The sequence below is a fragment of the Neorhizobium sp. LMR1-1-1.1 genome, from assembly GCF_040675795.1.
GTDB lineage: Bacteria > Pseudomonadota > Alphaproteobacteria > Rhizobiales > Rhizobiaceae > Neorhizobium > Neorhizobium cellulosilyticum.
Map to the genome: position 1 here is coordinate 281,729 of NZ_JBEGHE010000025.1, position 14,839 is coordinate 296,567.

A 14,839-nucleotide genomic window follows, 5' to 3' on the forward strand; every position below is an offset into this window, starting at 1 on the left:
TTTCTCCACTAGAACAGGTGACCGAAAATAGTGTCCGATGGAGAAAGAGGCGAGGATGAATTTGTCTTGTCGCATCGAAAAAAGGCGAAATATCCTTCTCCCGACAGGCGGCGTGGCGCAATCGCATGCTGCAAAAGAGGCAATCTTGACAGCTATCAATGCTGGCGCGGCCGGAAAGCGGCGTCAGACCCCGGTCGAACCGAAGCCGCCTGCACCGCGCACGGTTTCGGTCACGTCGCTGATCTCGGCCACGCGCACCTGCGTTACCGGCGCGATTACCATCTGGGCAATCCGCATTCCGCGACTAATGACGAAGTCTTCCTCGCCGAGATTGATCAGCAGCACCTTCACTTCGCCACGGTAATCGCTATCGATCGTACCGGGCGTATTGAGGCAGGTGATGCCGTTCTTGAACGCTAGACCGGAGCGGGGGCGAATCTGCGCCTCATAACCGGCCGGGATCTCGAAAATGAAGCCGGTCGGCACGAGTGCCCGTTTTCCCGGCGCAAGCGTCATGGGCTCGGCGTCGGCCACCGCCGCACGAAGATCCATGCCCGCCGCACCGCCGGTTTCATAGGAGGGCAGGTCCAGTCCATCGCCATTTTCCAGGCGGATGAGATTGAGCTTGGGCGAAGAAGAAGTGTGAGCGTTCATCTCCTCATTAGCCCGGTGATAGTCGCCGGGGTCAAACACGAATTGAAACTTATCCACTAAGTCGCTAGATACGCGGCAACTCGAAGGATTGTTGCTGACATGGCCGAAACTCTGGCAGAGGCGGTTTCCCGCCGCCGTACATTTGCGATCATCGCCCACCCGGACGCGGGCAAGACGACGCTGACCGAAAAGCTGCTTCTGTTCGGCGGCGCCATCCAGCTTGCTGGCGAGGTCAAGGCGAAGAAGGATCGCATCCAGACGCGGTCCGACTGGATGAAGATCGAGCGCGAGCGCGGCATCTCGGTCGTCACCTCGGTGATGACCTTCGAATATAACGACAAGGTCTTCAATATCCTGGATACGCCGGGTCACGAAGACTTCGCCGACGATACCTATCGCACGCTGACGGCGGTGGATGCCGCCATCATGGTCATTGATGCCGCCAAGGGTATCGAGCCACGTACGCTGAAGCTTTTCGAAGTGTGCCGCATGCGCGATATCCCGATCATCACCTTCGTCAACAAGATGGACCGCGAAAGCCGCGACATTTTCGAGGTCCTCGATGAAGTCGAGGAAAAGCTGGCGCTGGATACCGCTCCGATCACCTGGCCGATCGGCCGCTCCAAAAGCTTCTGTGGCTCCTATCATCTTGCCGAAAACAAGGTTCGCGGTCCCGATAGCGAAGATTCCATCTCCGTCAACGGTCCGCAGGCGGTCGCCGACCGTCTGCCGGAAAACGAGCGCGCGGCCTTCGTCGAAGAAGTGGAACTCGCGCTCGAAGCCTGCCGCCCGTTTGATCGTCAAGCCTTTCTCGAAGGGCACATGACGCCGGTCTTCTTCGGTTCGGCGCTCCGCAATTTCGGTGTTCGCGATCTGATCAACGCATTGGGTGATTTCGCCCCGCCGCCGCGCGACCAGGTTGCTGATATCCGCACCGTTCATGCCGCCGAAGACAAGATGACGGCCTTCGTCTTCAAGATCCAGGCCAACATGGACCCGAACCATCGCGACCGTATCGCGTTTGCCCGCATCTGTTCCGGCAAGCTTGAACGCGGCATGAAGGCCAGGCTTGCCCGCACCGGCAAGCAGTTGGGCCTCACGGCACCGCAGTTCTTCTTCGCTTCCCAGCGCCATATCGCTGATACGGCCTATGCCGGTGACGTGGTCGGCATTCCGAACCACGGCACGCTGCGTATCGGTGACACGCTGACCGAAGGTGAATCGCTGGTCTTCCAGGGCGTCCCGAACTTCTCGCCGGAAATCCTCCGCCGCGTCCGGCTGGGCGATGCGATGAAGGCGAAAAAGCTTAAGGAAGCCCTGCAGCAGATGGCGGAAGAGGGCGTCGTGCAGCTCTTTCAGCCGGAAGACGGCTCGCCCGCTATTGTCGGCGTGGTCGGCGCGCTACAGCTCGACGTCTTGAAGGAACGGCTTTCGGCGGAATATAGCCTGCCGGTCAGTTTCGAAATGTCGCGCTTCTCGGTCTGCCGCTGGGTTTCGTCGGACAACAAGGTCGACATGGAAAAATTCATCACCGTCAAGCGCGGCGATATCGCCCGCGACCTCGATGGCGACCCGGTTTTCCTGGCGCAGGATGCGTTTTCGCTACGTTACGAGGCCGAGCGTTATCCGTCGATCAAGATGGCTGCCATCAAGGAATATCACGTCGCCAAGGCGGCGTGATCCCGATCAATCGATCTTCAGCTCCGACCTGCCGCTCGTGAGGTCAGAGACAAGCCGTGATACGGTTTCGATTTCTGTCTCTGGAACCCGAAGATGCAGGTCGGCTCCGGTTGCGGTAAACTGCTCCTCGGCAATCGCAAGGTCCGCGATCGCCTGAAGCCGCGCCTTCACGCGCGCCAGATCAGAGAACTCGACACGCACAAGCCCTTCGACGGAAGGTTTCAGCTCGATCATCGGCGCGTTTCTCAGGCAACCCGCCGCCGTGCCGCCATAGGCGCGCACAAGACCTCCGCTACCGAGCAAGATCCCGCCGAACCAGCGGGTGACGATCACCACGACATTGGTCAGCGACTGGCCGTCGATTGCAGCCAGTATAGGTTTGCCCGCCGTACCGCTCGGCTCCCCGTCATCGGAAAACCGATAGGCCGCACCGATCCGCCATGCCCAGCAATTATGGTTGGCGTCGGCATCGGAATGCGTCGCGAGCGCTGCCTTCGCTTCCTCTTCGGTCGCAACGGGAAGCGCGATCGCGAGGAACCGGCTTTTCTTGATGATCTGCTCGAATGTGGCGGCTTGCTCTAGCTGGAACATGCCAGAGCTTTAGCGTCTCGCCCTTGGCAAGGAAAGTGACAGCCCTTCCTAGCCAGGTCCGGCTCGTTTAATCCGCTGTCAGGTCCTTGAGGAAATCGTCGCACCAGCGGTTGATGTCGTATTCGAGCAGGTGGTTCATCATCTTTTCCCACCGCTGCTTGCGCTCGTCGAGCGACATGCTGAGACCACGTGCGATCGCATGCGCCGTCCCTTCGATATCGTAAGGATTGACCAGCAGCGCGCCTGTCAGTTCGCGGGCGGCGCCGGCGAAACGGGAGAGAACTAGAACGCCCGGATCTTCCGGGTCCTGCGCCGCGACATATTCCTTTGCGACAAGGTTCATGCCGTCGCGCAGCGGCGTGACGAGCCCGATCTTGGCAAGGCGATAGAGGCCGGCCAAAAGAGGTCGTGGTACGGACCGGTTCACATAGCGGATCGGCGTCCAGTCCACCTGGCCGAGAGCGCCGTTGACGCGACCTGCCTGCTCGGCGACCGTACGCTGCATCTGCTCGTATTCCGGAACCTCGGATCGCGATTTTGGCGTGACCTGCAGATAGGTGACCTTGTTCTGGTAGGCCGGGTTCAGCCGCACGAACTGTTCGAACGCATCGATACGCTGGGTAATGCCCTTGGAATAATCCAGCCGGTCCACGCCGATGATGAGATCGCGGCCCTCGATGCTTTCCTTGGCTTTCTTCACCATCGTATTGCGCGATGCCTTCACCGCATATTTGGAAAAGGCTTCGGTCTCGATGGAAATCGGATAGGCGCCGCCCTTAAAGGTCCGGCCATAGGTGGAGAATTTATTGCCTCCCTCCAGACGTTCGCCAATTCCCTCGCGCACCAGTCCGCCGCCGAAATTGTCGAGATCGAAATCCGTGTGGAAACCGACGAGATCATATTGCGACAGTCCGCGCATGATCTGTTCGTGCACCGGCATGGCGAAAAGCACATCGGCCGGCGGCCAGGGGATGTGCAGGAAGAAGCCTATCTTGTTCTTGAAGCCCATCTGCCGCAGTTCGGAGGCAAGCGGGATCAGGTGGTAGTCATGCACCCAGATGATGTCGTCTTCCTTCAGAAGCGGCGCCAGCTTGTGGGCGAAGAAACGGTTGACGCGGAAATAACCGGCCATTTCCTTGCGGCCATATTCCGCAAGATCCAGCCGGTAATGGCAGATCGGCCAGAGCACCCGGTTGGCAAAACCGTGGTAATATTCCTCGACATCCGTATCCGTCAGATCCGTCAGCGCATAGGTGATGTTGCCATGCTCGCGGATATCCAGTTTTTCCGGCTCACGTTCGCCGCTCGAATTGCCGGACCAGCCCATCCAGATGCCGCCGCGCTCTTCGAGCGCCGCCTGCAAGGCAACGGCAAGACCGCCGGCCGGCGCATCGCCAGCCTTTTTGGGAACGGTGACACGGTTCGAAACGACCACAAGGCGGCTCAAGTTAAATTCCTTCCAATGATGAAGTACAGCCGGCGCATTATCGAGAAAGACCAGCCAGAATATCGCGCAGCTCGGCTGCGGAAGAGATAAGCATCGCCGCCTGCGTGGTTTTTCCGTCAGGCAGGGTCGCCTCGCCGATTCTGATCGACAGTCCGCCAAGCGCATTGGCGGTCGCAAACATGGCTTCGTCGGTTAGATCGTCACCGATCGCAACCGGTAAGCGGCCTTCAAAACAGGGTTCGCTGAGGAAGTGTCGTACGGCTTCACCCTTGCTAGCTCGCGCCGGACGAAGTTCGATCACCATTTTGCCGCGCTGCAAAATGAAATCGCTGCCTGCATCGATGGCGGCGCGTTCCATCAGCGCTTCAAGCTGGGCCTGAAGCTGCGGGGCCTGTCGGTAATGCGCGCCGATTGCGGCCCCCTTGTCCTCGATCAGCACGCCGTCCAGTCCTGCGGCCTCTGTCGCAAGGCGTTCCTTCAGCACTTCGAATTCCGGTGTCGCGGTGACACGCTCTATGAGGCCATCCGACATCCGTCGTTCAGCGCCATGAAGGCCCGCGATCGGAAATCGGTAGGGTTCGAAAAGCCGGTCGGCATAAGGCAGGGCGCGACCTGTCACCAGCGCCAGAGCGCCACCGAGCTTTTTAGAGATCGTGTGAAGAGTGGTGGGGAGATTCGGTGGAACGACGATCCCGTCAGGCGTGGCTGCCAGATCGATAAGCGTCCCGTCGATATCAAGGAACAGTGCCCATCGGTCGAAGTCTCTGAGAAGACCCGAAACCACTGCTCCGGATGGTGTGAAACCGGAAGAATCCCGGGCTTCACGTGGATTTGCTTGTTGCGACATGGGTTCTTATCTAGGCCGAGGTGGAACATCGGCAACCCTTGATGCCACGGAATGGCCGCAAATGGGGCGGTCTGTACGGTACCGTGCGGGCAAGCCGAAAAGCGTTGCCTGCACACAACAGTCTTAATGTGCGTTGCAAAACGTGAAGTTTCGCCCGTCGCATTTCCGTCACGAATACTGTTAGCTTAACTTTTCATTAGGCGAATAACCCGACCCTCCTCTCAATGCGCCACGTTTGGCCGCGATCTCTATCGGAGTTAAAAAATCCATGTGCCGCTGGGCTGCCTATCGAGGCGAACCGCTTTATCTGGAAGAGCTTGTTTCATCACCCGCCCATTCCCTCATAGAGCAATCCCATTGTGCAACCCGCGCCAAGACGGCCACAAACGGAGATGGTTTCGGCATCGCCTGGTATGGCGACAGGCCTGAGCCGGGGCGTTACCGCGATGTTCTGCCCGCCTGGTCCGACTGCAATCTGAGGAGCCTCGCAAGGCAGATCCGTTCATCGCTTTTCCTCGCTCATGTCCGCGCAGCAACAACGGGCGCAACCCGGCGCGACAACTGTCATCCCTTCGTTCACGGCCACTGGTCGTTCATGCATAACGGCCAGATCGCCAATTTCGATCGCATTCGCCGCCGTCTGGAAAGCATGCTCTCGGACGATCTGTTCAGCGCCCGAACCGGCACGACCGATAGCGAAATGATCTTCCTGCTTGCGCTGCAGTTCGGCCTCGATGCCGATCCGTTGGGTGCAATGGAAAAGGCCGTCGCAACGGTTGAGGCGCTGTCGATCGAAAAATCCGGCGAGGCGCTGGTGCGCTTCACCGCCTGTTTCTCTGACGGCAAGCAGCTTTATGCCGTGCGTTACGCCACCGATCACAAGCCGCCGACCCTTTATGCCGCCCCAATGGCCGGCCCGGCAGGTGCCAAAAGCGGTTATTGTCTCGTCTCCGAACCTTTGAACGACGAGGCCGATACCTGGGTGGAAATCCCGGATGGCAGCGCCGTCAAGGTCTGCCCGGATGGCATGCAGGCGCTGTTGTTCCAGCCGAAGCTGCTCGCTGAAGCCGCCTGATCTTCACGCCACTGGTAGCGTGATCCCAAGTTCCAGCCGCAGTTTCTTCGTCAGTCCGGCAGCCACCAGTTCGTAGGAGCGGGTCACGTAGTGCACGAGTTCATCCTCGGAAAGTGGCGCACTCGCCTTGATCTCCACCCATTTGCGCTTGGCGAAATAGGGTGCCTGGCCGATCCCGTCGAGCGCCGTCAGGATCTCGAAACTTTCCTCTGAACATTTCACCACGATGCGAGCCTCGTCGCCCTCGCTCAGAAGCGTGAACACCTTGTCGCCCACCTTGGCGACATGACTGTCCCACTGGTCGACGAATGTCGTTCCCGGCAATGTCTTCACGAAGGCGTCGAAGCCTCTGCGGGTGAACCGGTTCATGGTTTTCGCTCCTCCTTAGCTCTGCAGCTTGGAAGCGATCAGTGCCGCCAGCCGTCCGGCAACCTCATCTTTTGCAAGATCGGGCCATTCATCGATGCCCTGAGCTGAAATGATCTTCACGCGGTTTCTATCGCCGCCCATCACGCCGGTTTCCGGCGAAACGTCGTTGGCGACGATCATGTCGGCGCCCTTGCGCTCCAGCTTGGCGCGGCCGTTTGCCTCGACATTCTGCGTTTCGGCCGCAAAGCCGACAACGAGCTTCGGGCGCTTCGCATGGTGGCCGACGGTTTTCAGGATATCCGGATTTTCCGCCAGCTGCAGCGGGGAAGGGGCCTCGCCCGGCTGCTTCTTTATCTTCTGGTCGGCGGAAGAAACCACGCGCCAGTCTGCAACGGCCGCCACCATCACCGCGATATCCGCGGGCAATTGCGAGGTGACGGCATCCAGCATCTCGCTTGCCGTCTCCACATGAACGGTCGTCACGCCGGCTGGATCGGGGATCGTCACCGGGCCGGAAACCAGCGTAACTTTTGCGCCGAGCTTTGCCAGCGCTGCGGCAATAGCATGCCCCTGGCGGCCGGAAGATCGGTTGGCGATGTAGCGTACCGGGTCGATCGGTTCATGGGTCGGGCCGGACGTAACGATTGCGGTTCGGCCTTCAAGCGGCTTTGCTCCACTATCGAGAAGATCGATAACCGCGGCCGCAATCTGCAGCGGTTCGGCCATTCGCCCGATACCTGCCTCATTGCTTTCCGCCATTTCACCTGCCATCGGGCCGATGAAGGAAATCCCGTCCCGCTGGAGAACCTCGACATTGCGGCGGGTTGGAGCCGCATTCCACATTTTCGGGTTCATGGCGGGTGCTACGAGAACCGGCCGGTCGGTCGCAAGCAGAACGGTGCTCGCCAGATCGTCGGCCAGGCCAAGCGCCATCTTCGCCATCAGGTTCGCCGTGGCGGGTGCCACCAGAACGAGGTCGCAATCGCGCGCCAGCCTGATGTGCCCGACATCCTGCTCGTCTTCGCGCGAAAACAGTTCCGTATAGACATGGCCTGAAGACAGCGCGCCAACGGCAAGCGGCGTAACGAATTCCTGCGCCGATTTCGTCATCAGCGGCCTCACCTCGCCGCCGCGCTCGCGCAGCCGGCGGATCAGGTCGAGGCTCTTATAGGCCGCGATGCCGCCTGAGATGATGAGGAGAATACGCTTGCCGGAGAGTTCCATAGTCTTGCCTGCCATTGAAGTGCCCGGAAGCTAAGACCTTGTCCTCAAAGTTGCAATCGCCTTTCCTCCCGAGTGGTGAATGGCAAGTGGTGAACGGCGGTCATCCACTTGCCTGCGACAATCCGCTGCGCTACCAATTCCCTAGGGCCGGATGCGGCCAGCCGCCCGCGGCATCCAGCCATGGTGAATGCATCCAACCGACCATCATCCTCGACCATCCGGCCAATGATGACGAACGGATCAGCAATGCGGGCCCTGATTTGGCCGTTCGTCCATTGAAAGGATGATGTCATGCGCGATTTCCGCGATGCAAAACTGATGGCAAAAAGCCTGCGCGATGCGCTTGCCGAACAGAATGTCGAACTCTCCCACAGCAAGGCACTGGAACTGGTCTCCGCCCAGTTCGGTTACGATGACTGGAACGTTCTTGCCGCAAAGATCGAGGCAGCCGAACCGACGGAGCGAAAAGACGCGATCTCCATCCAGCCCGCCATCCCGATCTTCCGCATTTTCGATGTGACGAAGGCGATGGAATTCTATCGGGATTTCCTCGGCTTTGCCGTGGATTGGGAACATCGCTTCGCGCCCACTGCACCGCTTTATTGCCAGATGTCGCGCAGCGGCATGCTGATCCATCTCTCCGAACACGCCGGTGACGCCTCGCCCGGCGCGCGCGTATTCGTGCCCATGTCGGGGGCGGCCGCCTTCCAGAAAGAGTTGATCGGTAAGAACTACCCCTATATGCGGCCGGGGCTGGAGCAGGCGGACTGGGGACTGGAGGTCACTGTCATCGACCCGTTCAGCAACCGCATCACTTTTTGCGAGCGCGAAATAAAGGCCTGATCAGCTCGCCTGCACAAGGCTGAACAGATTGAGGGCGATCGGGGATCGTTGTTCCTTCATCATGGCGATCCCCAGTCGCGCCACCAGCGGCGGCCCTTCTATCGGTCGAAACACGACGCCGTCGATTTCGATCTTGGCAAGTGATTTGGGCACGATCGACACGCCAAGGCCCGCCGCGACCAGATTGACGACCGAAGGGATTTGAGGGGCTTCCTGTGTCACCGTCAGCTCGAAACCGGCTTCCTTGCAGGCCTGCAGGATGTCTGTATAGAGGCTGAGGCCCATATTGCGCGGAAAGATGATGAAAGGCTCGCCGGCAAGGCTTGCGAGCTTCACGCGGCTTTGTGCCGCAAGCGGATGACCGACGGGAAGCGCCACCAGCATCTGTTCGTCCGCCATGCGTTTCAGCCGCACGTCCTTCGGATCTTCCAGCCCCGGCCGGATGAAGGCGACGTCGAGCTCGCCTCGATTGAGCTTTTCCATCAGCCAGTTGCTGTTCATCTCGATCAGCGACAGGGCGACCTCCGACCATCGTGCCCGAAACTGCCGGATGATCGTCGTCACGGCCGGGTTGAACGTCGCCGAAGCCGTAAAACCGAGCGTCAGACGCCCCGTTTCGCCACGCGCAGCCCTTTGCGCCGCGAGTTTTGCGTGATCCGCGGCTGCAAGCGAGATCCTGGCCTCGGCAAGGAAGGCGACACCGGCGGCCGTCAATTCGGCGCCATGCGCCACTCGGTGAAACAGCTGCGAGCCGATCTCCGTTTCGAGGTCACGGATCTGCTGGCTGAGCGGCGGTTGGCCGATGCCGAGTTTTGCCGCGGCCCGGGTGAAATTCAATTCTTCCGCGACGGCGACGAAATAACGAAGATGTCGAAGCTCCATATCTAAAACCTATCACGAACGCGTCCTCCATATATTGGACACATGAACGCATGCTGGCTAGATTCGGGGTATTCCAGAAGGTCTTTTTTATCATGCCGTCCGCCGCCGCCAGCCGTCCTTTAGCTTCCGAAATCGATATTCTAGAACCCACGATTGCCCCGCCTCAGTCTGATCCTCCCAAACAATATCTGACGCGCGGTACGCCAGGCTACCGAAAGGCTAGCCTGGCACTTTTCATGTCCGGTTATTCGACCTTTGCGCTGCTCTATTGCGTGCAGCCGTTGATGCCGATCTTTGCCGACGAGTTCAAAGTCAGCCCGGCGATGAGCTCATTGTCACTCTCGCTGTCGACGGGTCTGCTTGCGCTGGCCATCTTCTGTGCCGCCGCGATCTCCGAACGTTTCGGTCGCCGCAGCCTGATGTTCTGTTCGCTGATGGGCGCGTCGCTCTGCACGCTTGCCTGCGCCGTCATGCCCAGCTGGAACCTCATCCTGGTGATCCGCGCGCTGGAGGGGCTGCTGCTTGGTGGCGTCCCGGCTGTCGCCATGGCCTATCTGTCGGAAGAGATCGATCCCAAGGGGATCGGTGCCGCCATGGGCCTCTATATCGCCGGCAATGCGCTGGGAGGCATGTCGGGCCGTGTCTTTACCGGCATCCTCGCCGAGTATCTGTCCTGGCGCGTAGCGTTGGCGGTCATCGGCGCTTTCGGCATTGCTGCCGCCATCGGTTTCTTCACCATGCTGCCGCCGTCGCGCAACTTTAAGCCGCGCCGGTCCAACGCCAGCCATCACGTGTCGGCCTGGCTCGGCCACGTCAGGAAAGGCCCGCTGGCACTGCTCTTTCTCATCGGCTTCCTGCTGATGGGATCCTTCGTCACCATCTACAACTATTCCGGCTTCCGGCTGGTGGTCGAACCCTATCACCTCAACCAGACCGAACTCGGCCTGATCTTCACCGCCTATCTCTGTGGTGTTGGCTCGTCCTGGGTCGGCGGCACGCTGAGCGACCGTTTCGGCCAGTTTCAGGTGATGATGGCGGGTATCATCCTGATGTTTGCCGGGCTGATGACCACGCTGGCGTCACCACTCATCCTCATCATTCTCGGCATCGCCATGCTGACGGCGGGCTTCTTCATGGCCCATGCGGTCGCAAGCGCTCTCATCGGGCGTCTGGCCGGAGCCAACAAGGGGCATGCCTCCTCGCTTTATCTTCTGGCCTATTATCTGGGCTCCAGCATTGCCGGTTCGATCGGCGGAAAATTCTGGAGCGCCGGCGGCTGGTCGGCGGTCATCACCTTTACCGGCATCATGCTGGCGCTAGCGCTGGTTGCCGGACAGACGGCCTACTTCCTGAGCTGCCGCAAGGCTAGATAAAAGCCATTGCTATCCGCTGGTCCGGACAGCTCGGATCGGCTGGGTGACCAGCTTGAAATCCGCCATTTCCTTTTCCGTCAGATAATAGAGCCGGTCGGGCGGCGTCTCCAGCGCATGCAGCCACAGGCCGGAGCCGATGCCCATCTCTTCCAAATGCCGGGCAACTCGCGCGGTCGTCGATTGCGCGCTCGACATCGCCTGTTCCGCTGAAGGCCGCTCGCGGCTGCCGTTGAACACCTGATGTACGCCGATGACCGCATCCTTTTCCGCGATACGCTCGGTGCCGCCGGAAAAGGCGATCGGGCAGGACGAGGCGCAAAGCCCGCGTGAAGCGATCCGGGTTTGCAGCTTCTTCTCGCGGATGAGTTTTGACATCGCAATCGCGTCATCCACCGAACCGCCCGGCGAGTTCAGCTGCACGGTCTTTACATATTCCCCGCGTGCCTCGATTTCCTGCGCAAACCGTCCTGCCGCGCCCGGATCGATCGTCCCTTCCACCATCAGTACGCCGCCAGGTTTGAGGTCGAAGGTCATCGCCTTGCGCAAAACCTCGCTCGGGCTTGCTGGCTCGACCGGTGGAGCGGCAGGACGCCCGTCGGTCAAGGCAGGCGGCAACACGGGCTGATCGTCATGCATCGGGTCGAAACCCGGCAATTCCGCGCTCGCAGTTGCGATTTCGCGGACATCGATCACCAGAAAGGTCGCGGAGGCTGCGAGCAGCACATAGAATACGCAGCGCATCAATACGCCGTCGTCGATCCGGCGGATGGCTTCACCGATCGTCATGCAGCCTGTCCCTGCCGCGCGAGCGCGGATCGAGATTGGTGATATTGTTCGGCTCTTCGGTTGTGCCTTCGCCCTCCGCCTTGTTCTCCTCCTCAGCCCTCGCGACGGCAGCCTCCAGATCGACGCCATTGGCCGAAAGCGCGCGCTGGATTTCGAGCGCCCGCATCAGTTCTGCCGCGGTAATACGCTCGGCATAGGGCAGTTTCTCTTCCTGTCGGCGGATCGAAGCGTGGGCGACGGCGAGAATGAACACCATCACGCCCGGCAGAAGATCGATAGAGATCGCTCCGGCCCAGGCGGGAATGAAGTCTTCGGCATAATGCAGCACGGCTTCAGCCGAAGACAAAGGCACGAAGCGGCGCTCCCCAACCGGCGCGCGCGAAAGGATTTCGTCAGCGGCCTTGGCAAGTGCCTTCGACTGTGCGGCAACAGAGGCTCTGACCGTGGCCATCACCTGATCCTGCCGGTTGACCAGATTGGCATCGCTGCCATCGGCGACAGGCGCAATGAAGCCGAGCGAGAGATCATCTGCCGCGCGGCGGATCGATGGGGCAATCGATGTCTGGGCGAGCGAACTGATGACGCCGGTCAGCGCCACCGCTTCGGTCGAAAACTGGTCGGCGCGCGGCGCGATCAGGCCGGGTGCCGAGATCAGCGAACGCATCGTTTCCAGCCGCTTCTGCCCCTGCTCGAAAAGCTCCGCCACCTGCTCGCGCGAACCGTTGATATTGGCCTCGAGCGATCTCATCTGCCCCGACATCTGGGTCAGAAGCTGCACGACGCTCCCCGAACCCGTCGTGCCGGTCAGCGAGCCGGATTGCCGCTCGACGGCGGCAAGCTGGGTAAACCGCTCCGAGGCGCGCTGGATGTCCGGTAGCAGGCTCTGAACGGCAAGCGTGTTCTGGTGGGCGCGGTCCAGATCTGCGGCGTAACCTTCGACTGTTTCCGAAAGGTGCTGCTCGACGGCGGCAGAGCCGGCAAGGGCCGCAGCATTCAGCCAGCTCGACATGGCAAGGATCATCGCCGCACCACAGGCCATCACGAACAGCATCGCGGTCTTGCCGGTCCGGCTGGTGATATGCGGGTAGAAGCGCGCCATATAGGACCAGAAGGCATAGATGCCGACCGAGACCGAAACCGAATAGATGATCGCGGCAAAGAACACGCCGGTCGGCGATCCGTCGAGGATCGAGCGGACGCCGAGATAGGTGTAGACGCCTGACGCCAGCGCCAGAACGGCAAGCGCGAAACGAGTCATGGTTTCGACGGCTGCGACACCGTCCTTCAGGCGTTGCGTAGGACCCAAGGCCATCGGCAATCTCCGGGAAGAGGAATGTATTCCTTAAAGAGGTATGAAGAAACCGGCAGAATCAAGACGGCGCCGTGGTGCGGTAATGACGAAAAGCCCGCAAACAGAGGCTTTTTCATCAAATCCGGTTCAAGTCTCTATTCCTTGCATGCCGAGACCGCCGAGTGCGAAGAAATCATCGATCGCATGGATGGGGGAAATCGCGATCAGTCGTGCCAGGAATGCGTCGGAAGCAAGTTCCTCCTCCACCGCTTCCACCTCGGCGGAGAGGGCGCGATCGATGGTATAGAATGCTGCGTGTCTGCGCACCACCTCGTATATAAGCCCCACCGCGCCGCCCGGCTCGTCGCCATGCAAATCCATCGCCTGTGCAGCCAGCAGCGCCTCCAGTCCCGCGAGACGTCTCACAGCCCGGACCTGTCGCTCGAAGCGTTCTACCACAAGCGGCAGGAAGGCTGCCTCGTCCTCCATGCCGCCGGCAACGACGATCGACTGTGCCGAAACCGGATTGCTCATCGAAAGAACCCGCGAATAGATATCGCCGGCAAGCTTGATGATCGGCCCGAAGCCGGTGGCGATCGCACCCGGCGGCACCAGATTGACCGGCAGGTCACGCCGCTGGCCGTTGCCCAGAAGGACGCAGCGGTTGAAGGAATTGCGCGCCGCATGCGCCATGCAAAGCACAGCCGATTCCATCAGCACGGTCACATCGAGCGGCAGTGATCCACCGGACGTTAGCACCCGACCGTCGGCGATCACCGGATTGTCGTCGGAGCGTCCGGTCGCCGCGAGGATCTTGTGGCCGGAGGTCAGCACACTTTCGAACACTGCGCCGAAAACCTGTGGGATCATTCGAAGACTGAGCGGGTCCTGCACATGGGTGCCGCTTGGCCACGCCCAGCCCTGCGAGGCATTCAGCAGCCAAGAGCCGATCATCGCCTCGCGCGGCGTGCCCACATGGGTGACGGCGAGCCAGGGATCGCGGGACGCACCCATGGCGCCGGCTGCGGTGAGGCCTGTGGCCAGCAGCACGCGCAAGGCGCCGGCGGCTCCACGCATGATCCGGGCAGCTGCGGCGAAACTGACCGAATTGACGCTCAGCGAGGCGAGACCGTCGCGGGGTGCCATCCGCTGGGAGCTCAGGCCCGCTGCCTTGAAAGCCTCTTCCGCCGGCATCCTTCTGCCCCGATAGACGGCTTCCCCGACACCAGTCAGAACGGCGCCTATCTGCCCCATCAACCCGATATCGGCGCAACCGATCGAACCGGTTCGGCGAACGATGGGAATGACGTCTGCTTCCAGGAGTGCCAGATAACTCTCCACCAGCTCCGTCGTGCAGCCGACATAGCCGGTCAGCGCCGTGTTGACCCGCATTGCAATAGCGTTGCGCACCACCTCTGTCGGAAATGGATCGCCGGTTCCGAAATGGTGGGCGCGCACCAGGCCGAGATTGAACTGGTCCAGTTCGTCGCTCGACCATTCGATATCCTTCATCGCGCCGACGCCGGTCGTCGCCCCGTAGACCGGCATGCCGTCGGCGATCGCCTGTTCAAGCACGGCTCTTGCTGCTCGAACACGTGCCATGCCGTCCGGCTCGGCGCTGACGGAGGCGCGGCCATCGCCGATCACCAGAAGTTCCGCAAAACCGAGCGGCTGCCCGGTCAACCGGATGGGGAATTTCGCTTCGGACATCTGCTTTGCCATGCTTCCACCCTAATGGAGATAAGTGGCTGCGGGATATCCCGAAATGCGAACGGAT

The 14,839-nt window shown here is 60.6% G+C and carries 14 protein-coding genes; 4 read left to right on the plus strand and 10 right to left on the minus strand.

Annotated elements, in window-relative coordinates:
* Positions 1-183: 183 nt before the first annotated feature.
* Positions 184-654: a dUTP diphosphatase gene (gene dut, locus MRBLMR1_RS14550; protein ID WP_148146029.1), complete on the minus strand. Its 471-nt coding sequence runs from the start codon at positions 652-654 to the stop codon at positions 184-186.
* Between the two features lie 99 nt (positions 655-753).
* On the opposite strand from dut, the gene MRBLMR1_RS14555 reads away from it, so the two are divergent.
* Complete coding sequence (locus tag MRBLMR1_RS14555) at positions 754-2,334, plus strand: peptide chain release factor 3 (protein WP_148146028.1); 1,581 nt, start codon at positions 754-756, stop codon at positions 2,332-2,334.
* Positions 2,335-2,340: 6 nt separating this feature from the next.
* Here the strand turns inward: MRBLMR1_RS14555 and MRBLMR1_RS14560 are convergent, their stop codons facing one another.
* From MRBLMR1_RS14560 to otsB, 3 genes are all read right to left on the minus strand, one after another.
* Positions 2,341-2,925, minus strand: coding sequence for an IMPACT family protein (locus MRBLMR1_RS14560; RefSeq protein ID WP_148146027.1), 585 nt, complete (start codon positions 2,923-2,925; stop codon positions 2,341-2,343).
* A 67-nt stretch (positions 2,926-2,992) separates the two neighbouring features.
* Positions 2,993-4,372 (minus strand): alpha,alpha-trehalose-phosphate synthase (UDP-forming), encoded by a 1,380-nt coding sequence (gene otsA / locus MRBLMR1_RS14565; protein ID WP_148146026.1) that lies wholly within the window; start codon positions 4,370-4,372, stop codon positions 2,993-2,995.
* A gap of 37 nt (positions 4,373-4,409) precedes the next feature.
* Positions 4,410-5,219 carry a trehalose-phosphatase gene (otsB, locus tag MRBLMR1_RS14570; protein WP_148146025.1) on the minus strand — a complete coding sequence of 270 codons (810 nt, stop codon included), beginning with the start codon at positions 5,217-5,219 and terminating at the stop codon, positions 4,410-4,412.
* A gap of 268 nt (positions 5,220-5,487) precedes the next feature.
* On the opposite strand from otsB, the gene MRBLMR1_RS14575 reads away from it, so the two are divergent.
* A complete protein-coding gene (locus MRBLMR1_RS14575) occupies positions 5,488-6,294 on the plus strand; it encodes a class II glutamine amidotransferase (protein ID WP_148146024.1) in 807 nt (268 codons plus the stop codon).
* Between the two features lie 3 nt (positions 6,295-6,297).
* Here the strand turns inward: MRBLMR1_RS14575 and MRBLMR1_RS14580 are convergent, their stop codons facing one another.
* Positions 6,298-6,663, minus strand: a complete 366-nt coding sequence (locus tag MRBLMR1_RS14580) for an MmcQ/YjbR family DNA-binding protein (RefSeq protein ID WP_148146023.1) — start codon at positions 6,661-6,663, stop codon at positions 6,298-6,300.
* A 15-nt stretch (positions 6,664-6,678) separates the two neighbouring features.
* Positions 6,679-7,887, minus strand: coding sequence for a bifunctional phosphopantothenoylcysteine decarboxylase/phosphopantothenate--cysteine ligase CoaBC (coaBC, locus tag MRBLMR1_RS14585; protein WP_148146283.1), 1,209 nt, complete (start codon positions 7,885-7,887; stop codon positions 6,679-6,681).
* 291 nt (positions 7,888-8,178) lie between these two features.
* Between coaBC and MRBLMR1_RS14590 the strand changes: the two genes are divergently transcribed.
* Positions 8,179-8,730, plus strand: coding sequence for a bleomycin resistance protein (locus MRBLMR1_RS14590; RefSeq protein ID WP_148146022.1), 552 nt, complete (start codon positions 8,179-8,181; stop codon positions 8,728-8,730).
* On the opposite strand, the gene MRBLMR1_RS14595 is transcribed toward MRBLMR1_RS14590, so the two are convergent.
* On the minus strand, positions 8,731-9,612 hold the full coding sequence (locus MRBLMR1_RS14595; RefSeq protein ID WP_500065141.1) for a LysR family transcriptional regulator: 882 nt from the start codon (positions 9,610-9,612) through the stop codon (positions 8,731-8,733).
* Positions 9,613-9,704: 92 nt separating this feature from the next.
* Between MRBLMR1_RS14595 and MRBLMR1_RS14600 the strand changes: the two genes are divergently transcribed.
* Entirely contained in the window at positions 9,705-10,985 is a 1,281-nt protein-coding gene (locus MRBLMR1_RS14600; protein ID WP_148146282.1) for an MFS transporter, read from the plus strand.
* A 9-nt stretch (positions 10,986-10,994) separates the two neighbouring features.
* Here MRBLMR1_RS14600 and MRBLMR1_RS14605 read toward each other — a convergent pair whose 3' ends face one another.
* The 3 genes from MRBLMR1_RS14605 to MRBLMR1_RS14615 form a co-directional block, all read right to left on the minus strand.
* Positions 10,995-11,771: an ATP-dependent Clp protease proteolytic subunit gene (locus MRBLMR1_RS14605; RefSeq protein ID WP_148146020.1), complete on the minus strand. Its 777-nt coding sequence runs from the start codon at positions 11,769-11,771 to the stop codon at positions 10,995-10,997.
* Complete coding sequence (locus MRBLMR1_RS14610; RefSeq protein WP_148146019.1) at positions 11,758-13,083, minus strand: hypothetical protein; 1,326 nt, start codon at positions 13,081-13,083, stop codon at positions 11,758-11,760. The genes MRBLMR1_RS14605 and MRBLMR1_RS14610 overlap by 14 nt, the downstream gene beginning before the upstream one ends.
* Before the next feature lie 126 nt (positions 13,084-13,209).
* Entirely contained in the window at positions 13,210-14,784 is a 1,575-nt protein-coding gene (locus MRBLMR1_RS14615; RefSeq protein WP_500065144.1) for an aromatic amino acid ammonia-lyase, read from the minus strand.
* Positions 14,785-14,839: the final 55 nt, after the last annotated feature.